Origin of the sequence: Sorangium sp. So ce124 (assembly GCF_051525235.1) — a bacterium.
Lineage (GTDB): Bacteria > Myxococcota_A > Polyangia > Polyangiales > Polyangiaceae > Sorangium > Sorangium atrum.
Window position 1 is genome coordinate 7,698,623 of the sequence record NZ_CP150312.1, and the last position, 19,917, is coordinate 7,718,539.

A 19,917-nucleotide genomic window follows, 5' to 3' on the forward strand; every position below is an offset into this window, starting at 1 on the left:
AAGCCATTCCGACCTGTCAAGAAATTCCCGCCAACGACCGGCAGTTCACATAGCGTACCAAAAGTACGATCCACTAATCCGCCTATGCCTATAAAGAGGCTAGGACGTCGAATGCCCCTTCTACCGCCCAGTCGCCGGCTGTCGGGGCGCCTCGGGCCGGTCGGCGCTGCGCGACCGAGCGCGTTTGCCCCGAACCTGTGGGGCGGGCAGCGCCGCGGGCGCACGCCGGCGTTGCGGCGCCAGGGGGCTTCGCCTGCGGCGCTCACGCCGCTTCGCAGTTCGCGCTCCGCGCACGCGCGATGGGAGGCGCCTCGCTCGGGAGTCCGAGATGCTTGAGGATGGCGATGATGACCTCGCGCTCGGAGATGTCGGCCGCGAGCCTCAGCCGCCCGCCACACCGGCAGGGCAACACGTCCTCGAGGTACTCCCTACGGAGCAGGCTCGCCTAGTCGATGCGCGCACCGACTGGCCTCGCGACGCCGGTGCCGAGGCTGGTGCGCGGACCGCTCTGCGCGGCCGGGGCGCTCGCTTCCGAGCGCGAGCGGTGCGCCGCGCGCTCCATGCTCACGGATACCGCAGCGCCGGACCCCGGCTTCCTCGGCTTGCTCTTCGGAGGTTTCGCCGATGACCTCGGCGCGCTCGCCGCTGGCACACGCGCCTCAGCGCCCCCTCACGACCGCCTTGCACTGCACCGGCTGCCGGCTCTCCTGGCCGTACAGGACGAGCGCGAGCGTGCCGCCGCCGGCGCCCTGCGCCGGCTCGCTCCGCCGCTCCGCCGCGGGGCTCGGCCCGCCACGCCCTCCCTTCGCGTGCGCGCCGAGCGGCGCCGCGGGCGTCGGCCCCGCGAAGCGCGCGATGAGCTTCTTCACGACGCCGGGCGGCTCGTAGAAGCCGAGGCCGCCCTCGTAGCGCTCGTCGCGCACGACGAGCTCCACGGCGTCGAGGCACGCGCGCTCGCGCGACCACCGGATCACCGCGACGCCGGCCGTCCCGGCCGCGGTGATCCCCGGCAGCGCGCCGGGCACGAGGCCGATCTCCGTATCGAACGACAGGACCACGCGCGCCTCTCCGCGGCGCGGCGCGCAGGCGGGGTCGCTGCCCGCGCCGAGCGCGCCGAGCGGGGCGAGGGCTTCCTCGGGGCCCAGGGTGCCGAGCACGGGGTCGACCGGCGAGAGCACCGCGCCGCCGTCTCCCGCCACCGCCACGAAGACGGGCGCGCCCGCGCGCGCGCCTGCGCCGAAGGCGAAGCGCGCCCGCTGCGCCGCCGTCGCGCGCGCGGTGCGCTGCACGTGGAGCTCCCGGATCGCCGGAGGCGGCCCGCCGCCCCCGGGCCGCGCGAGAGGAGCCCCGCCGCGCGCGCCGCGGAAGTCGACCGAGCTCACCGCGAGGCCGTCGTGCCGAGGGCTCAGGAACACCGCGCGCTCGCCGAGATCGACGCCGATCGCGGGCTGGGGGGCGCAGCCGCCGATCGGCCGCGTGACGCGCGCGGCGTCCAGAAGGCCGGCGAGGCACGCCTCCGCGGGGCCGGCCGCGACCGGGGCCACGCGACCGTCGCGATCGATGACGAGCCCGACCTGCGCCTCGTACGGCCGGTACGCGAGCTGGAGCAGCCCGGCGCTCGCGAGCGGCACGGTGGCGCGGTGGATCTCGGCGCGCAGGTCGAGCGGCCCGATCCACGCGAGCTCCGCGTCGGCAAAGGAGGGGCCCGGCAGGCCGCCGCTGCCCGACAGGCCAACGCTGCCCGACAGGCCAACGTTGCCCGACAGGCCAACGTTGAACGACGGCAGCCTCAGCATCCCGAGGGTGCCGAGCCGCAGCGTGCCCGCCATGCGCGACGGCGGCGCGGCGACGGCGCCGAACCCGGACGACTCCGGCACGCGCGCGGCGTCGAGCGGCCCCGCGAAGCTGCAGGCGAGCCGCGCGAGGGGCGGCGGCGCCGGAGGCCGCGCCGCCCTGTCGCGATCGGGCGGGGGCCGCGCAGGGGGCGGCTCCGCCAGGGCCGCGCCGGGCGGCGACGCGGCGCGGCCTCCGCCGCCGCCGCCGCCGCCGGAGCGCGGGGCCGACGCCCACCCGAGCCGGAGGAGCGTGCCGAGGCTGCAGCCCACCGCCGAGCAGGCGTTGAGGCGCGCGGCCCCGCCGCCCGGCGGCGGCGCGACGGGCACCCACCGCTGCCCTCGATCGATCGTCTCGAAGAGCCCGCCGTCCTCGGTCTCGGCGAGCGCGAAGGGGCCCGACGCCGCGATCGAGCGCGCGCGAGCCGGCACGGCGTGGCGGCGCAGCCGGCCGGCGGGGTCGATCGTGATCGGCGCGGGGTCGGCCGCGTAGCCGTGCACGGGGAGCCAGCCCTCGATGGCGCCGTCCGCCCGCGCGGCGAGCGCGCGCGAGAGCAGCTCCGCCTGCTCGTCGCCGTACGGGGGCAGGAGGAGCGGCGGCTCGCCCCGCGCGAGCCGCACGACGCGCAGCGCGCCGCGCACCTCGACGCGCTCGCCGTCCGGCAGGAACGTGCCGGGGCGCGCGATGAGGGCGACCGCGCCCCCGCCTCGGCGCGGTATCCAGGCGAGGACGTCGGTCGCGTCCGCCGCGTCGAGGCGGTGCTCGACCCAGTCTCCCGGCCCGCGCCGCACGCAGAACACCGCGCTCTGTTGCGTCGAGTCGCCGCCGAGCGCCCCTTGAGAGAACGCGCGGAGATCGATCCGCGGCCTCGGCGGCCCCTCGCAGGGCCCCACGTAACCGAGCGCCTCGCCGTCGACGCCGACGAAGCGATCGGTCTCCCGCGCCGGCTCGGGCAGGAGCTCGAACGAGCGCTCGACGCGGAGCGCGCGCGCGTCGCTGGAGAGGTCGACGACGCTCGCGCGCTCCGGGCCGGCGCAGACGGCGAGCAGCGCGTCGCCCGCGCGGAACGGCGCGCACTCGCCGCTGCCGGGCGGGAGCGGCGCGACGGACGAGGCGCGGCCGGTGGCGAGGTCGATGCGGCCGATGAGGCCGCCCACGGCGAGCGCCGCCCCGCCGTCGGCGAGCGGCAGGCCCGAGGCGACGGCGTCCGCGAGCTGCTCGAAGGGCGCGCGGCCGGGCCACCCGGGATCCACGCCGGCCGCCGGCGGCGCGCGCCTCGCGCGGGGCTCGCCGAGGCGACCGCTCGGCTCGAGGGCGCGCTCGAGGCCGAAGGCCAGCGAGGCGACGATCTCCTCGCCGCGGACGTCGAGCGCGATCGCGTCGCCGAGCTCCGCCGTGACGTCGCGGTACGACGCGCCCCCGTCCAGCGTGAGGAGCGCGCGCCCGAAGACGGTGAGGCCGAGCGCGCGGCGCTCGCTGGCCGCCGCGGCCGCGACGAGGGACGGCGAGCCGAGCGGCCGCAGCGCGCCGCTCGCGCCCTGGACGACGAAGCTCCCGGCCGCGGTGAGCAGCCCGATGCCGTCCAGCCATGGGAACGCGCTGGCGACGTCGCCCGGCAGGGTCGCGAGCTTGCGGAGCTCCCCGCCGAAGCTCTCGGCGGCGTAGATGTCGCCGCCGCTCCAGAACAGGTAGCGCGCGGCGTCGACGGCGGCCGCGCCGGGCCGGGCCCACGCGGGGAACGCCGCGCCGCCGGCGAGCACCACGCGTTCCGCGCCCAGCGGCTCGAGCCGATCGAGGCCGTGCAGCTCGACGCGCTGGCCGTTGACGATCGCCCTGTCGACCTCCCGGCCGCCGATGACCACGCGTTCGACCAGGCCGACGAGGTAGGGCTGCGCGACGTACCGGGCCGGGCCGAGCGCGACGGTCGCGGTGGCGCGGGGAGGCGGTTCGAGTGCGCCGGGCGGCGCGGCCGCCGGCTCGGCCGCACCGCACGCCGCGAGCGCGAGCGCGGCGAGGAGAGGGGCCACGACGTCCAGTCTCAGGCGGGCAGGATCCATCCCGTGCGGTGCTCGGCGCGATCGAGGGCAGACCGCTCAGCGCCTGCGCTGCAAGAGGCGGTGAGCGGGCATGATCTGGAGCTTGCGGGTGAGCGGGCTTTCGGCGGTCATACGGGTGCAGGTCGGCCTCGGCGGACGCGAGCGCAGCCGCTCTGCGCGGCGCCGAGCGCAATGCTACCCGCGAAACGCGTCGGCCTTGAGGTTGTACCGCCTCATCCAGCGGTGCACCTGCACTCGATCTCTCCCCAGCACGCGCGCCACGGCGGCGACGTTCCCCTGGTGCCGCGCGAGGAGATCCCGAAGCACGCTCTCCTCCGGGGTGGTCCTCGGCGGCAGCGGCCCGCCCGGCGCGGACGCCCCGTCCTCCGCGGGCTCCTCGTCGTACTGCGGGTAGACCGTGGCGCGGGAATCCTCCCCGAGCTGGCTCGCGAGGGCAGCGCCCCGGGCCCCGTACGTCTTCATCCGATCGCGGATGCTGTCGCTGAGATCCTGGACGCCGAACTCGGCGCCGCGATCCGCGGCGGCCCAGCGCTTCAGGAGCGCCTCGAGCTCCCGCACATTGTAGGGGAAATCGTGGTGGAGCAGGGCCGTCATGGCCACCATGCTGGGCCGGATCTCGGACCGACCGTGGCGCGCCGCGAGCGCGGTGCAGAGCAAGAACATGTCTTCCTTGCGCTCGCGGAGGGGGGGCAGGGTCACGCTGTGCTCGTTCAGACGACCGAACAGATCGGCGCGGAAGGCGCCCGTCTGCTGGAGCTTGTCGAGATCGCGGTGCGTGGCGGCGACGATCCGCACGTCGATCCGCTCGGACTGCGTCCCGCCGAGCGGCGTGAACTCCTTCGACTGGATCACCCGGAGGAGCTTCGCCTGGGCCTCCGCCGGCATGTCCCCGATCTCGTCGAGGAAGAGCGTGCCCTCGTGGGCCGCGCGGAGGATGCCCGCCCTGTCGCGGTCGGCGCCCGAGAACGCGCCGCGCCGGTGCCCGAAGAGCTCCCCCTCGACGAGGGCGGCGGGGATGGCGGCGCAGTTGACGGCCAGGAACGGGCCGCGCCGGCCGCTCCAGTCATGGAGCTGCTGGGCGAAGATCTCCTTTCCAGTCCCGCTCTCACCGCGGATCAGCACCGAGAGCTCGCTGCGCGCGATCTCGTACAGGCTGCGAGCGAGGCTCCGGGTCTGGTACCCGCCCACGATCCGCCCCATCGAGAAGCGCGGCGGCCCCTCCGGCACCTCCTGCGCATCGAGGGTCGCGCCGTCGATGCGGTAGCGGGCGTAGCTCTCGACGTCGCGCTCGACGAACTTGAAGATGGCGTCGCCGACCCGGACCTGGTCGAGGTGCGCGATGGGCACCTCCGTGACGAACTCGCCGTTGCAGAGCGTGCCGTTGCGGCCGCCGAGGTCGGTCAGCACCCAGACGCCGCCCCGCCGCTCGATCCGGGCATGATGGCGCGAAGCGCTCCGCGTCGGTACGGACACATCCGCGGTCGGATCGCGGCCGAGGACCGAGCCTTGCTCGAGCACGGGGTACGCCGGCCGGAATTGCTCGTAATTGTCGGCGTAGAGCAACACGAGCCCCGCCCCGGCGCTGTCCTGCCGAGAGAACGGAGCACGAATTTGCATTGTCGCTGTACTATCGATGTCCTTTGATCGCTGTGTCCCGTCGCCGTGCATTGCCAATGGTGATGGTACCAACCTATCCGTCCGCAGGGCGCATCATTCGTCCGATCCGATCGTGCTCGCGGAGCGGTCTTGACACGAGCTGACCCACATCCGCGCCGCGCCTCAGCCGTCCTCGGGCCGCGCGCCCACGGAGCACACGAGGCGCTGGGTCGTCGCCTGCGCTCGCAGCACGCCTTGTCCTGCGCCGGCGCCGGCGCCGCGCCTCTCCTGCCCGCGCGGGGCCGCCCACCGCGCGACAAGCGCCGCGCCCTCCGCGCGCTCACCGCGCCGCCTCGAGTCGGAGGCCGCGAGGTGCAGCGCTTCGAGGCAGACGCGCTCGCGCCCCCAGCGCACGTGCGCGAGGCCCTGGTTCCCGAGCGCGAGCGCGGGCAGCGCCCTCCCATCGAGGCGCAGGGCGCGCTCCGGATCGAGCGCAACGAGCGCGCGCCACGCGCCTTTCAGGGCGCGGCAGCGCGCGTCGCTGGCCGCGGTCAGCGTCGCCCAGGGCGCGAGCGCGACCACCTCGCCCACGGTCCCCCCCATGCGGTCCAGCACCGCCGCGCCCGCGATCTCGAGGGCCGAGCCGTCGAGCACCAGCACGCCGGCCTCGCCGTCGTCGCGCCACGCGAGGGTCATCGGCCGGCCCCGGAGCTCCTCGCGGTCGAGCGCCACGAGGCGCGCAGGCCGCCGGGGCTCCGGCGTGTGCTCCTCGATGGCCACGCGGCGCCGGAGCTCGCCGAGCACGAGCGCGCGGCCCGGACCGAGCAGGAGACCCGGGGCCCGCCCCGGCGCGGTGTCCGCATAACCTCGGCGCGGCTCGAACGCAGGGAGCGCCCGCGCGCCCTGCGGGCCGAGCAGCAGCTCGCCCGCCTCGGCGAGGACGAGCAGCCCGACCTCGCCGCTCGCGGCGAGCAGCGGCATCGACGCGCTGCGCTTCCCGCGTTGACCGCCGCTCAGCGCGAGCTCGGTCGCGTTCAGCCGCAGCGCCTCGCCGCGCAGATCGAACGGCGGGAGGTAGAGCACGCTGTGCGTCCGGACCGCCGCGACCTTCGGGCCTCCCTTTCCCGGCGCCGCGGCGCCCTTGCCCGACGCCGCGCCGTTGGGCGGCGCCTCCTCGGGCGCGGCCTCCTCGGCGGGCGGCGCCTCCTCGGCTGGCCGCGCGGCGCGCCCAGGCGCCGGCGCGTCGGCGACGAGCTCGAGCGTCTCGCCATACGACGTCGGCACGGTCCATCGCTCCGAGCCAGCCTCGGGCGCGGCGCGCGGGCGCAGCGCCGGCAGCTCGATCGGCGCACAGGAGAGCGACGGCAGCGCTGCCGGCGGCTCCTCGATCCGGCCGACGCCGCCCCCGCAAGCCGCCACGTTCGCCCCGGCGGCGCCCGCGTGGCTGGCCTCCGCCGCCCCGCAGCCGAGGCCCGGCGCGGCGGCGATGGTCGGCGACAGCTCGCCCGCGCCCCAGCCGAGCCGCACCACGCCGCTCAGCGCACAGCCGAGCGCGGAGCACCCGCCCTGGAACGACGGCGGCGGCACCGGCGAGCGCCCTGCGGCGCGCCACGTCCGGCCGTGATCGAGCGTCTCGTAGAGCTCCGCGCCGGCCGTGACGAGCACGCCGCGGTCGCCGGTCACCACCATCCCCGCTGGATCCGGCGGCAGGGCGTGCGGCGAGACCGTCCCGTCCTCCGCGATCGTGACGCCCAGGCTCGCCTGCCCGACGGGATCGGGCCACTCGACCGACGACAGCCACCCGTCGACCCCGCCGTCCTCGCGCGCGCGGAAGCGCCTGTCGACGAGCGCCCGTGTCCCGTCGCGCAGGGGCGGCGTCCAGTACCAGCCGGGGAGGTGCCCGCGGAGCTCCACGACCCGCGCGCCCCCCTCGTCGCGGCCCCGCGGCGCCCCGGCCGGCGCTGGCAGCCGCGCGTCTCGCTCGCCCCTCAGCAGCGCGATCGCGCTCCCGTCCCGGCGCGGCGCCCAGCCGACCAGCGTCTGTGACTCGCCGAGCTCGACCGCGTGCTCGACCCAGTCGCCCGGGCCGCGCCGCACGCAGATCCTCGGGTGGATCACGACCTCGCCGTAGCGGCGATCCCGCTCCTCGTCGCTGGCGACCCGCGGCGACGCCGCGCAGCCGCCGACGTAGCCGAGCGCGCCGCCGTCGTCGGCCACGAAGAACCCTTCGTCGCTGAAGGAGCGCTCCATCCGCGGCGCCTCGCCGCGCTCGGAGCGCAGGACGTAGCTGCCGTAGCCGTCGTAATCGTCCCACACGCAGAGGAAGAGCGGCCCGTCCTCCGCGGGCAGGGGCGCGCAGCCCAGCCCGTCCGGGAGCCAGCCGGAGAACCGCTCGCGCACCGCGCCCGTGCTCACGTCGATCCGCGCGGCGCCGCCCTCGAACACCCCGAGCGCGGTCCCGTCGGGCAAGAGCGCGCCCGAGGAGACGGCCGCCGCGAGCGGCGCGAGATCGTCGAGGGCGAGGGCGTCGCGCGAGGCGGCCTGGGCGCCCGCGAAGAGCAGCTGGAACGACCCGCTCGGCCAGCTCGAGCGGAGGTCGCCGTCGGGCCGACCGAGCGAGCCGTCCGGGAGGACGGCCACGCGCCCGAGCGCCGTGTCGAGCGCGAGCGCGTCCGGGGCGACGCTCAGGGCGCGCACGGCGAGCCCGAGCCGCTGGCCGGCATCGATCCACGTCCTGCCGCCGTCCGCCGTCGTCGCGGCGCGGCCGAAGACGTCGAGGCGCGCCGCGCGCGAGGCGTCCAGCGCGGCCAGATCGTGGATGGCCGGCATGTCGAGCGCCCGGCCCCGATCCTCGCCCGGCAGGAGCTCCCGCGGCCCCTGCTCCATGAAGACCACGACGCCTCGCAGGCCGTTGCGGGCGCCCCGCACCGCGCCGCCGCCGCCGAGCGCCACCTCCGCGAGCGGCCCCGTGAAGCCGCGCGAGCGGAACGCCTTGCGCCGGGTCCAGTGCAGGAAGCCCCCACCGAGGTGGGGCGCGATCGCGAGCGATCCGACGACGGGGTCGCCGGACGCCCACAGCTCGGCCTCCCACGCCGCCGCGGCGATGCGCCCGTCTACGCCGAGCTCGATCCGCGCGCCCTCCGTGACGACGCGAGCCGCGACGGCCGCGGCCGGTCCGTCGTGCGTCACCCGGAACACGCCCTCGGAGAGCGCCTGGAAATAGCGCGCCCCCGCCGGGGCAGCGCTGGCGGCGCCGGTCGCGCCCGGCGCACGCGCGGCCCGAGCAGCCCCCGCGCCGCTCGCCGGGCTCGGCTCGGGCGCACGCGCGCAGGCGGCCGCGAGGAGAGCCGAGATCAGACCGAGGGAGCGCACAAGCATCCGGGGAAAGCACGACGGTATCCGTTGTCGCGCCCCCGTCCAGGGTCGATCCACGTCCTCGCCCCCGGCGGCCGCGCCCGTCGTCCCCGGCTCCCGCGCTCCTTCATGCAGCGCCGTCGTAAACTGCAGCCGCGGCGCCCTGCGCCCGCCCGGAAAGCCTGTGCACTCCCCTCCCCGACCTCGACGACCCACCCGCGACGAGCTCCTCGCCGCCGCCGGCAAGACGGTGCCGGACGTCATCGCCCCGGACCTCGATGTCCTCTTCTGCGGCATCAACCCGGGCCTCTACACCGCCGCCGTCGGGCACAACTTCGCCCGCCCCGGCAACCGGTTCTGGCCGGCGCTGCACGCCGGCGGGTTCACCGATCGCGTGCTCTCCCCGTTCGAGGAGCGCGAGCTGCTGAAGCTCGGGGTCGGGATCACCAACGTGGTCGAGCGCGCGACCGCGTCGGCGGACGAGCTGTCCGCCGAGGAGCTCGCCGCGGGCGGGCGACGGCTCGAGGCCACGGTGCGACGCTACCGCCCTCGCTTCCTGGCCGTGCTCGGGATCGGCGCCTACCGAGGGGCGTTCGGCAGGCCTCGCGCCGTGCCCGGCCCCCAGACAGAGACGCTCGGCGCAACGCGGCTCTGGGTGCTGCCGAACCCCAGCGGGCTCAACGCCAGCTATCAGCCGGACAGGCTCGCGGCGATGTTCCGCGCCCTCCACGAGGCGGTCACGTCGACCGGGGCCTCGCCGTGAGCGGCGAACGCGCGCCGACGTCGATCCCCTGAAAGGCAGGATCCAGCGTACCGTCGCCGCCCCGCGCGGCGTGCGTCGACTCGGCTCTTCCGCTTCAGGCCAGCTCAGCGGCCGCCATGGCCGACAGACAGGCGGTCTCCCGGCGCGCGCTCGCGGCGTCGCTCGCCGGCGCGCCTACGCGGGCAGCGCGCTCGCGGCGTCGCTCGCCGGCGCGCCTACTCGGGCAGCGCGCTCGCCTCCTCCTGAGGCACCTTCGCGCGCGCCCTGCGGGCCTCTTCCCGGACGGCGGCGAGGCCGGGCGGCCCCTCGGACGATCGCCCGCCGCGGTTGCTCACCGCGGCGAGCCACGCGAACGGCGAGTCCGGCGCGCTCTGCGCGACCAGGAGGACGGCGCGGGACGCGTAACGCGAACAGCCGTCCTCGCACACGGGCAGGACGAGGCGGAGCCCTCCGCCGCCACCTCGGCTCACGAGGGGCGCCACGCGGAGCTCCGCCGGAGGCGGCGACAGCACGGCCATGATCGTGCGCTCCATCAGCTCGACGAACGTCGCTCCAGACATCGCAGGCGGCTCGGATGTCGGCGTCCCCGCGCGGTCCGCCGCGTCGAGCCGGCCCGGCGGGAGCGCGAAGAGCCCCGCTCCGTCGGCCGCCGCCGCCGGCGAAGCCGGCAGCGCGCCCACGAGCGCCCCCACGAATGAAGCCAGCTTGAGTCCGAATCGCATACGTGCTCCCTCTGCGGCACATCCAGCAGGCCCCATGCCAGCCACGCGCGGCCGCCCGCCCCCGTCGCGGCGCCCCATCCAGGACGGTCCGCTCCGCTCGCCGCGCGTGACGGATCGCCACAGCGTGGCGCGCGGAGGCCCGATCCCGCGCGGCCTTGTCGCCGCGCGCTGGAGACGCCGCGGCGAGCAGGAGATGACTGCTTCGAGCGCGTCGAGCAGGAGAATGGCCCTCGCCGGCCGAGCGCCGCTTTCGCTTGCCAGAAGGTCCGGGCGCCGTTAACCGTCTTCGTCATGCCCGACCGAAAGCCAGGGCTGAGCCCGCTTCAGGTGAAGTCCTCTGTCCTGCCGGGCGCTCCCCTCCCGTCCGCTCCTTCCGAGCCCGTGGCGAGCATTCTGCTCGTCGACGATCACCGCGCCAACCTCCTCGCCCTCGAGGCCGTGCTCGATCCGCTGCGCCAGCGGCTCGTCACAGCGCAATCCGGCGAGGAGGCGCTCGAGCACCTCAACCGCGAGGAGTTCGCGTTGATCCTCATGGACGTGAAGATGCGCGGTATCGACGGCTTCGAGACGGCCGCCCGCGTGAGGGGGCTCGATCGGGCGAGGCACACGCCGATTATCTTCATCTCGGGGCTGCCGGAGGACGAGGACCGACGGTATCGCGGCTATCGCGAGGGCGCGGTCGATTATGTCGTCAAGCCGTTCAATCCCGACATCCTCCGCGCCAAGGTGGCGGTCTTCGTCGAGCTGCACCGGAGGGCCGAGCAGATCAAGCGGCAGGAGGCCGCGCTCCGCCAGCTGGAGCGCCAGGCGAGCGACGAGGTGTTCCGGCGCATCATGGACACCAGCATGATGGGCCTGCTCTTCAGCGACTACGAGGGGCGCGTCATCGAGGCGAACGACTGCTTCCTGTCGATGATCGGCTACACCCGCGAGGACCTCAAGGCGGGGCTGCTCAGCTGGCAGGAGCTCTCCCCTCCGGAGTACGAGCACGTCCACCACGACGCGATCAACGAGCTGAGCCTCCACGGCGTTACGAAGCAGTTCGAGAAGGAGTACATCCGCAAGGACGGCAAGCGCGTCGCGGTCCTCGTCGGGTCCGCCCGCATCGAGACGCAGCGGCGCAACCTCACCTACGTGCTCGACATCAGCGAGCGCAAGCGCGCCGAGGCCAACGTCAGCCTCCTCGCCGGCGCGGGCGAGATCCTCTCGTCCTCGCTCGACTTCCGCGAGACGCTCGGGCAGCTCGCCCGGCTCGTCGTCCCGCTCCTCGCCGACTGGTGCGCCGTGGACATCCAGGGCCAGGACGGCGCGATCCAGCGCGTCGCCGTCCAGCACACCGACCCTCAGAAGGTGGAGCTCGTCCGCCAGATCGAGCAGATCTATCCTGTCGATCCCGCGGCGAGCCGCGGTGTGCCGAAGGTGCTCCGGACCGGCGAGGCCGAGTGGGCCCCCGAGATCCCGGACTTCCTGCTCGTCGAGAACGCGCGGGACGAGGAGCACCTCCGGATGGCGCGCGAGCTCGGCCTCCGGTCGTACCTGGTGGTGCCGCTGGCGGCGCGCGGCCGCGTCCTCGGCGCGATCACGCTCGCGCACGCCGAGTCGGGCCGGAATTACACCAAGGCCGACGTGCAGTTCGCCGAGGAGCTCGCCCGGCGCGCCGCCCTCAGCGTCGACAACGCCCTCCTCTTCGAGCGCGAGGTCACCGTGCGCAAGGAGGTCGAGACGCTCGCGGAGGAGCTGAAGCACAGCGAGGCGCAGTTCCGGCTGCTCGCCGAGACCATGCCGCAGCTCGTGTGGACGAACCGCCCGGACGGCCACCACGAGTACTTCAACCGTCGCTGGTACGACTACACGGGGCTCACCGCGGAGGACACCGGCGGCGAGGGCTGGAGCCGGATGATCCACCCCGAGGAGCACGAGCGGGCGATCGAGGCCTTCCGGGAGGCGCTCCGCACGGGCGAGCCGTACGAGAGCCAGTGCCGGCTCCGGCGCGCGGACGGCGTGTACCGCTGGTTCATCGGCCGGGCGGTCGCCGCGCGCGACGGGTCGGGCCGCATCGTCCGCTGGTTCGGCACGTACACGGACATCGACGATCAGAAGCGCGCCGAGGAGGAGCGGCAGCGGCTCGTCCAGGCGCTGGAGCGCAGCAACAAGGAGCTCGATCAGTTCGCGTACGTCACGAGCCACGACCTCAAGGCGCCGCTCAGGGGCATCGCCAACCTCTCGCAGTGGATCGAGGAGGACCTCAACGACAAGATGACGGCGGAGAGCCGCAAGCAGCTCGATCTGCTCCGCGGGCGCGTCCACCGGCTCGAGAACCTCATCGACGGGATCCTGAGCTACTCACGGGCGGGCCGCGCCCGCGAGAAGCCCGAGGCGATCGACGTCGGCAAGCTCCTCCGGGAGATCATCGAGCTGCTCGCGCCCCCGCCGGAGACGCGTGTCGAGATTGTCCCCGACATGCCCGTCCTCGTCACGGAGCGCGCTCCGCTCCAGCAGACGTTCCTGAACCTGATCAGCAACGCGCTGAAGCACGCCGGGGGCACCGATCCGGAGGTCCGGATCACCGCGCGCGACGCCGGCCCGTTCTGGGAGTTCTCGGTCTCCGACAACGGGGCGGGCATCGCCCCCGAGTACCACGACCGCATCTGGGGCATCTTTCAGACGCTGAAGGCGCGCGACAAGGTCGAGGGCACCGGCATCGGCCTGTCGGTCGTGCAGAAGATCGTCCTGAGCAAGGGCGGGCGCGCCTGGGTCGAGTCCGCCGTCGGCGCCGGCGCCACCTTCCGGTTCACCTGGCCCAAGCTCGAGGCCAGAGAGCCTTCATCCCCCTGATGACCCCGCCTCGAGCGCGGGGCGTGGCGCGCGGCGACACGCCTCGAGCGCTGGACAGGCACGGAGCTTGAACAACCTCCTCGGAACACAAGGCGGCTCATCACGGCCGACCTCGAAAGGAGGGTTCTCATGCTGTCGACGTCCAACCTGCCCAGGCTCTGCCTTGGCGCGCTTGCGCTCTCGCTGTTCACCGCGTGCACCGCGGCCCCACCCCCGGAGCAGGCTCACCCCGAGCCGAGGTTGCCCAACCCCGGCCCGGATGGAGTCTACAAGGTCGAATGGCCCGATCTCAGGGAGGGCGAGGATCGGTTCATCGGCCTCACCCTCGGGGCCGACATCGCCGACGTCTGCCGCCTGCCCAAGACGAGCTTCGCCTTCGACTCCGCCGAGCCGCTGCCGCAGGAGCACGTGGAGCTCCGGGCGCTCGTCGACTGCCTGCTCTCATCGGGCCTCCAGGGCGCGAGGATAGAGCTCGTCGGCCGCGCCGATCCGCGCGGCACCCAGGCGTACAACCAGGATCTCTCGCTCCGCCGCGCCGCGCGGGTGAAGGAGATCCTCGTGAAGGAGGGCATCCCTGCGGATCGCATCACGACGCGCGCGACGGGCGACACCCAGGCCGTCGGAGCTCAACCGATGTACTCCTATGGCTATGATCGCAGGGTCGACGTCGCGCTGATCGGCGTCGCCCACGCCCCCCGGTGACGCGCGCGCTCGCCCGCTCGGCGGACGCGGCTCGGAGCCCCTGCCGCAGCGGCGCAGCCGCTGGATCTCCCGCTCTCCGCGGGCCTGCTCTCCCCTCTCCTCCCCTGATCCCATCTCTTCCGTTGGCGACGGCGCCGCGCGCCACGGCCCTTGGTTCACGGGCGCTCGTCTCATGGCATGCGTTGCGCCCGAGGCGCGTCACGACAGCTGTGGCGTTTCGTCACGCTCGCGCCACGCCGAGGGTGCGCGGCCTCGGAGATAGGCGCTCTGGACGCGAGCTCTCGGTTGGTCCGGGCCCTGCAATGGTTTCCTGACACGAACCGGCGGATGTCGTGTCCGTCACGAGGAGACAAGAGCCATGACGAACCGAATGAACAACGCGGTGGGGACTGCGAAGGGTGTGGTCGAGTCGGCGGCTTCCGGGGCGGGCGTCGCCGCGACGGCGGCCAGGACGACGGCGTTCGACGTCGCGAAGGCGATCGCCGGCGTCGCCGCCACGGTCGGGGCGCTCGGCTTCGACGACGTGCTCGGCTGGGTCGGGCTCGCGCGCAAGCGGAGCCCGCTCACGGCGCTCGGCCTCTTCGGCGCCGGCCTCGCGGTGGGCGCGGGCGTGGCCCTGATGCTCTCGCCGACGTCGGGCGAGGCGCTGCGCCGCGAGCTCCTGACCCGCCTCGACGGCCTGAAGCGCCAGGCGACCCGCGGGGTCGAGCAGGCCGAGCGCAAGGTCCAGGACAAGGTCGGCAACGCGGTCGACGCGGTGAAGGGCGCGGTCACGCCGTCCGAGACGAGCTCTGCGAACTCGCATTACGGCATCGAGGGAGCTGGGCTGTCCCACGGCGGCGAGAGCGGCCATCACCTGAGCTGAGGCGCTTGCCGTGTGGCTCGAAGCCATCATCACGCGGGAGGATCTCGCCCAGCTCCTGGGCGAGTTCCTCCCTGTGAAGATCCACCTGGACGACGATGAGACGACCGATCGCTGGCTGTACCTGGGCAAGGCGACCGAGATTGCCCTGGCCGATGACCTGGGCTTACGGGTCACCTGCCCTGCGGAGCTCCAGTGGTCCATCGCGGGCGTCAACCCCACCATCCGGCTCGATGAGCTCAAGGTGCTGATTTGCCCCGAGATCATCGAGAGGAACAAGGGGAACGTCCTTGCGTTCAACGTAGAGCTCGAGGAGGCCGACATCCGCGGCATCCCCTCGATCCTCGATCACACCGTCATGAAGGCGGTCAACGCGGCGCTCGCGAACAAGCGGCCTGAGTGGAACTTCACGAAGACGCTCACGCACACCGTGGGTCTCCCCTCCAACCTCGATCCCATCGAGGGGCTGCACATCGGGGTCGCCTGGGGCAAGCGCCGCATCAGTCAGGACGCGCTCGTGCTCGTTGTCTCCTTCAAGCTCAATTTCGTTCGAGGCGATTGAGCTCCTGAGCTCCGCCTCTCGATTCCCGACGAGCGCCCCGCCCCCCTCTCCGGGTTGGCGGGGCGCGTTGCTTGAGCGTCCTTGTGTCCGGAAACACGCTCGCCCCTTACGTCCCGAGCCCGGAGGGGGCCGGGCATCCCGCCGAGCCCCCCACCATCGGTCGCCAACGTGAACGTTTACGTGGTCGTGAACGTTTACGTGGTCGTGAACGTGGTCGTGGTCGTGGTCGTCAACGATAGGCCGTGAACGACCACGTAAACGTTCGCGACCACGACCACGTAAACGTTCGGATATAGGAGGACGCGGCGCGAAGCTTGGTTAGCGCCTATGACTATCCAACCTGAGGAGCCAGGTGAATCCTCCCGAGCCGCCCCCCCCGCCCGCGCGTGAGCGCGCCCGCGATGTCCGAGTGCTTGACGAGCCCGAGGTAGCTCTCTCCGTCGAAGACGGCGACCACCGGCGTGTTCTTCTCGATCATCTGCCGCCCCACCTCGTTGAGCGGCACGTCCGCCGCCACCCGGGGCAGGTCGCAGCGCATGATCCACGCGATGAACGACCCTTCCTGGCCGGCGGCCAGCGCGCGCATGACATCCGTGCGCGTCACGATCCCGATCACGCGGTCCTCGTAGACGACCGGGAAGTCCGGCTCCTGGCTCGCGAGGATCCGCCGCGCGGCGTCGCCCACGAGCTCGCCAGGCCACAGCTGAACCGCCCTGCCCTCGCTCGGATGTTCTTCGGGCGGCGCCACGGGCGCCATCACCGCCTGCGCCGCGCTCCACTCCCGCCGCGCCTCCACGAAGAGGAGCGCCGACACCGCGGCCACGACGAGCTGACCGCCGAACAGGCCCATGAAGAACAGCACCGCCGCTGCCGCTTGCCCGAGCGCCGCCGTCATCGACGTCGCGAGCCAGGCGCCGGTGAGCGGCGAGAGCGCCTCGCGCAGCGCGCGCCCGCCCTCGAGCGGCAGCGCCGGCAGCAGGCCGAGCAGCGCAATCCCCAGGTTCGCGCTGGCGATCCACACGATCGCCGCCTCGCGCGACGGCGCTTCGGCGACCTGAAGAGCCGAGATCCACCCGAGCTCGCCCACCCCGCGCTGGGCCTCGACGGCCAGCACGAAGAGCGCCGCGAGGGCCACGTTCGCCGCGAGGCCGAGCGCGCGGCCCTGCGCCCGTCCCCCGGCAGGACGCGAGCGGAGGGCCATCGGGCCGAGCGGCGAGAGCTGGACCTCCCGCAGCCTCAGCCCGAGCAGCCTCGCCACGATCCCATGCACGAGCGCTTGCAGCGCCGCGCACCCGAGCAGCGCCGCGCCCAGCGCGCAGCCGAAGAGCGCGCCGCTCCACCCGTGCCGCGCCCCCCACTGGAGCGCCCCGATCGGGAGCAGCAGGCCGAACGCCGCGTGCGCAAACACATCAACACCGCCGAGCCGCGTGATCCTGATGACCGACTTCATGGTGTCTTGCTCCTGGGGTTCCCGCGCAGGCACCTGCACATGGCGGGAGGCGCAGTTCCGACGTGCCACTGCCTCCTCCCCCGGGGCGTGGCGAACACCTCGTCGCGCGATCGACGGCTCGGCTGACGGGCACTTGTCCCAGATCTTTCTGATTTTACTGCAAATCACATGCCGGTTTCCTGCGCCTCGCTTGCAAGGGAGCGGCACGCGGAGCCACTCCTGGCGGTCAGAGCGGGCGCGACTGGCCTGAAGGGCTGTTCCGCGGCGTTGGTGGTCATCATCGCGTCAACATCGCCTCAACCGAGGCGGTGCGCGTGCGGCAGAGCCTGGACGGGCCTGCGGCGCACCCGAGGGCGCAGCGGATGCGCCGGGCTCATCGCACCTCGCCTGAACGCCGCGGTGTGGCGTTCCGCGACATGGTGGGCGCATACCGTCACGGCGCCGCATCGGGCAGCCTGTCGCCCGCTCCAGCCCGGCGTGTGCGGCCCGAGGCCGGAGCACGACCCTCCGCCGCTTCCATGACAGAGGAGGTCCGGGTCAAACGCTCCTGCGGCAGGTACGCGCCGCTCTCGAGCTCCTGGACCCAGCGGAGCATCTCCTCGCGAAGCCAGCACCGCAGATCGAACAGCTGCCCAGGATCGCGCGCCGAGACGAGCAAACGCACCTCGATCGTGCGCTCTGTCACATTCGTGACTTGAACCGCCTTCACGCGCTTGTCCCAGAGCTCGCTGCTCGGGAGGATCGACTCGAAGTGCCGCCGCAGGGCGTCCACCGGGGTCCGGTAATCCACGTAGATCTCGACGGTGCCCAGCTTCTCCGACCCGTGCTTCGTCCAGTTCTGAAACGACTGGTCCAGGAGCCTTGCCGTCGGGACGATGAGCCGCCGCTCGTCCCAGATCTTCACGACCACGTGGGTCAGCCGGATCTCCTCGATCGTCCCGAACTCGCCGTCCACCACGACCTTGTCGCCGAGGTCGATGGGGCGGGTGAACAGGATGTGGAGGCCCGACAGGATCGCGCCGACCGGCTTCTGCGCCGCGAGGCCGAGCACGACGCCGGCGATGCCGGCCGACGCCAGCAGCGAGACGCCGACGTTCCTCACCGCCTCGAAGTTCATGAGCACGAGCGCGCCCGCCACGATCACGATGAGCACCCGCGCGACCCGCTCGAGCACGCGAGCCTGGGTGCGCAGCCCGCGGGACGACTCGCTCCCCTCCTTGAGATGACGCAGGGCGCGCGCATCCAGCACCTCCGTCAGGATCCCCACGATGCGCATCAGGAGCCACGCCACCCCGCCGATGAACAGCGCCGAGAGGAGCGACCGCAGATCGGTCACGAGGCCCTGGCCGATCCGCGTGAGCTTGGCGAGTCCCGCTGTCAGGACGACCCCGAGACAAAGGGTCACGGGGCCGATTGCCGCGTCGAGTGTCTTTTCGTCCCACGGCGTCGCGGTCCGTCGCGCGACGACCGAACCGCCGCGCCGGAAGACGCCCGCGGCGATCCGAGCGAGCCCGAAGCCGACCGGAACGCTCGCCGCGACGATCACCCACGGCCACACGCCATCACCCGGGATCCCCAGCCGGGCGCCGAGCGATTCAAAGTTCGAGTTCTGCATGCATCCACTCCTTCACCAGCGCACCCGCGCCGCGCGCGCCTTCGTGATCTGGAGCCCCGGGGACACGGCCCTCCCCGCCGCGCTCTGGAGAGCGGCGGAGAGGGCTGTGACCGAGCGAGGCGCGGCGGGCTCATCCATCGTGTGTGCGGCGTCCCCACGGCACAGGGCGTGCCGCCGGACCCTCCCCCGCGTGTCCAGCCGGATCTCCGCCGCTCGCCGAGCAGAGCTCGCGAGGACGGATGGAGGCACGCGCGCCCCGTTGCGGCGATCCGCACCAGCGCCGCTCGACCCCGCCCAGTGCGTGCGACCGACCCGAGCGGCGCGGCATGCTGTGTGCACCCTGGATCTGCAGCGGAGCCGACGGGGCGTCGAGATCGGCTGAAGAAACGCGGCAAAAGGACTCGTTTATGTCAGAGCGCAGAAGCCAGGTCGATGATTTCACTCGGCTCACCGAGGAGGATTTCACGCGGCTCACCGAGGAGACGGAGCGGCTCGCGAAGCACGTCGAGGACCTCCGGCACCGGATCGCCGCGACGACCGCGAAGCGCCGCGCGTCCTCCGGCACGCTCCCTGCGCAGAGCGCCGCCCCGTTCACGCCGCCGCACGGGTCCCCCTTGGAGCGGACGCACAACGCGACCCCGGAGCGGCCGTGCGACGCCGCCGCGGAGCGGCCTTATGACGCCGCCCAAGAGCGGCCGTATGACGGGTCGCCGGAGCGGCCGTATGAGGCCGCCCAGGAGCGGACGCACGACGCGGCATCGGAGCGGCCGCTCCGCGGAGCGACGGAGAGGCCGCCCCCCCGCCACTCTCCCTTTCCCGAGCGCACCTCGTGCCTCGCGAACGTGTCGCGGTGGCTGCCGCCGCTCAGGACCGGGAGAGACGCCATGGAATCGGGCGTCCATGAGAGGGTGGGAGAGGCAGGGCGTTACAGCATCATCACGCCGCGCAACAAGCCGAGCGATCTCCCGACGAAGCGCCGCTCGCCCAAGTCCGACGTGGCCTGAGGCGCCGACTCGGAGGGTAGCCGCGCCGGCGCGGGGGCCCCCGCCCCGGTGTGCCGCCGCGGCTTCACGCGCGCGCTCGGCCCGATAGAACGCGGCGAGCACGCGCGCCTTGCGCGCCGCACACGCGCGCTGCACACGCGCGCGTGGCGCGTGGCGCGTGGCGCGTGGCGCGTGGCGCGTGGCGCGTGGCGCGTGGCGCGTGGCGCGTGGCGCGTGGCGCGAAGCTTGCGCGGCTGAGCGCCTGCGGTGTAATACGAACACATGCTGCTGCGCGGTGGGAGCAGAAGCGCATGGCCGACGTGCCATGAAGCCTGAACCCGAGGGGACCCCGACGGCCCCCTCGCGGTCGGCCAGCGAGGGCCCCGCTCCTCGGCGGCGGGAAGCGTCGCGCGGCGCCCGAGCGCAGCGTCCATCGATGAGACCGCCGTCCAGGCGAGAGGGCCTGTCCTCCTGTCGTCCTCTCGCGCGGCGCCGTGGGATCACGCCGGGGCGCCTGGTCCGACGGCCTCGAGCGCTCCGGCGCCCCTCCGCGCCCGGGGCGCGCGCTCATTTCCCTTTTTGA

General features: G+C 73.8%; 12 protein-coding genes. 6 read left to right on the top strand and 6 right to left on the bottom strand.

The genetic code is table 11. The annotated features are described in order from the left end of the window. Positions 1 to 659 precede the first annotated feature (659 nt). From WMF19_RS28865 to WMF19_RS28875, 3 genes are all read right to left on the bottom strand, one after another. Positions 660 to 3,860, bottom strand: a complete 3,201-nt coding sequence (locus WMF19_RS28865; RefSeq protein WP_437893286.1) for a hypothetical protein — start codon at positions 3,858 to 3,860, stop codon at positions 660 to 662. 204 nt (positions 3,861 to 4,064) lie between these two features. Next, complete coding sequence (locus WMF19_RS28870; RefSeq protein ID WP_437893287.1) at positions 4,065 to 5,507, bottom strand: sigma 54-interacting transcriptional regulator; 1,443 nt, start codon at positions 5,505 to 5,507, stop codon at positions 4,065 to 4,067. Positions 5,508 to 5,669: 162 nt separating this feature from the next. Next, entirely contained in the window at positions 5,670 to 8,864 is a 3,195-nt protein-coding gene (locus tag WMF19_RS28875; RefSeq protein ID WP_437893288.1) for a hypothetical protein, read from the bottom strand. Between the two features lie 226 nt (positions 8,865 to 9,090). Between WMF19_RS28875 and mug the strand changes: the two genes are divergently transcribed. After that, a complete protein-coding gene (mug, locus tag WMF19_RS28880) occupies positions 9,091 to 9,603 on the top strand; it encodes a G/U mismatch-specific DNA glycosylase (RefSeq protein WP_437331175.1) in 513 nt (170 codons plus the stop codon). A gap of 215 nt (positions 9,604 to 9,818) precedes the next feature. Here mug and WMF19_RS28885 read toward each other — a convergent pair whose 3' ends face one another. After that, positions 9,819 to 10,325, bottom strand: coding sequence for a hypothetical protein (locus WMF19_RS28885; RefSeq protein ID WP_437893289.1), 507 nt, complete (start codon positions 10,323 to 10,325; stop codon positions 9,819 to 9,821). Between the two features lie 291 nt (positions 10,326 to 10,616). Here WMF19_RS28885 and WMF19_RS28890 point away from each other — a divergent pair, with 291 nt between their 5' ends. The 4 genes from WMF19_RS28890 (at position 10,617) to WMF19_RS28905 (ending at position 15,286) form a co-directional block, all read left to right on the top strand. Further along, positions 10,617 to 13,160: a PAS domain S-box protein gene (locus WMF19_RS28890; protein ID WP_437893290.1), complete on the top strand. Its 2,544-nt coding sequence runs from the start codon at positions 10,617 to 10,619 to the stop codon at positions 13,158 to 13,160. Between the two features lie 129 nt (positions 13,161 to 13,289). Next, positions 13,290 to 13,862: an OmpA family protein gene (locus tag WMF19_RS28895; protein ID WP_437893291.1), complete on the top strand. Its 573-nt coding sequence runs from the start codon at positions 13,290 to 13,292 to the stop codon at positions 13,860 to 13,862. A gap of 358 nt (positions 13,863 to 14,220) precedes the next feature. Then, entirely contained in the window at positions 14,221 to 14,727 is a 507-nt protein-coding gene (locus WMF19_RS28900; protein ID WP_437893292.1) for a YtxH domain-containing protein, read from the top strand. A gap of 10 nt (positions 14,728 to 14,737) precedes the next feature. Then, on the top strand, positions 14,738 to 15,286 hold the full coding sequence (locus WMF19_RS28905; protein WP_437893293.1) for a hypothetical protein: 549 nt from the start codon (positions 14,738 to 14,740) through the stop codon (positions 15,284 to 15,286). 331 nt (positions 15,287 to 15,617) lie between these two features. Here WMF19_RS28905 and WMF19_RS28910 read toward each other — a convergent pair whose 3' ends face one another. Together WMF19_RS28910 and WMF19_RS28915 are read right to left on the bottom strand one after the other, a co-directional pair. Further along, positions 15,618 to 16,736 (bottom strand): CBS domain-containing protein, encoded by a 1,119-nt coding sequence (locus WMF19_RS28910; protein WP_437893294.1) that lies wholly within the window; start codon positions 16,734 to 16,736, stop codon positions 15,618 to 15,620. A 433-nt stretch (positions 16,737 to 17,169) separates the two neighbouring features. Then, complete coding sequence (locus WMF19_RS28915) at positions 17,170 to 18,351, bottom strand: mechanosensitive ion channel family protein (RefSeq protein WP_437893295.1); 1,182 nt, start codon at positions 18,349 to 18,351, stop codon at positions 17,170 to 17,172. Between the two features lie 407 nt (positions 18,352 to 18,758). On the opposite strand from WMF19_RS28915, the gene WMF19_RS28920 reads away from it, so the two are divergent. Beyond that, positions 18,759 to 19,355: a hypothetical protein gene (locus WMF19_RS28920; protein ID WP_437893296.1), complete on the top strand. Its 597-nt coding sequence runs from the start codon at positions 18,759 to 18,761 to the stop codon at positions 19,353 to 19,355. Positions 19,356 to 19,917 lie beyond the last annotated feature (562 nt).

Coding starts and splice junctions, on each gene's coding strand:
- WMF19_RS28915 (WP_437893295.1), bottom strand. CDS start 18,351: ATGCAGAACTCGAACTTTGAATCGCTCGGCGCCCGGCTGGGGATCCCG.
- WMF19_RS28875 (WP_437893288.1), bottom strand. CDS start 8,864: ATGCTTGTGCGCTCCCTCGGTCTGATCTCGGCTCTCCTCGCGGCCGCC.
- WMF19_RS28900 (WP_437893292.1), top strand. CDS start 14,221: ATGACGAACCGAATGAACAACGCGGTGGGGACTGCGAAGGGTGTGGTC.
- WMF19_RS28910 (WP_437893294.1), bottom strand. CDS start 16,736: ATGAAGTCGGTCATCAGGATCACGCGGCTCGGCGGTGTTGATGTGTTT.
- WMF19_RS28920 (WP_437893296.1), top strand. CDS start 18,759: ATGTCAGAGCGCAGAAGCCAGGTCGATGATTTCACTCGGCTCACCGAG.
- WMF19_RS28890 (WP_437893290.1), top strand. CDS start 10,617: ATGCCCGACCGAAAGCCAGGGCTGAGCCCGCTTCAGGTGAAGTCCTCT.
- WMF19_RS28885 (WP_437893289.1), bottom strand. CDS start 10,325: ATGCGATTCGGACTCAAGCTGGCTTCATTCGTGGGGGCGCTCGTGGGC.
- WMF19_RS28870 (WP_437893287.1), bottom strand. CDS start 5,507: ATGCAAATTCGTGCTCCGTTCTCTCGGCAGGACAGCGCCGGGGCGGGG.
- WMF19_RS28895 (WP_437893291.1), top strand. CDS start 13,290: ATGCTGTCGACGTCCAACCTGCCCAGGCTCTGCCTTGGCGCGCTTGCG.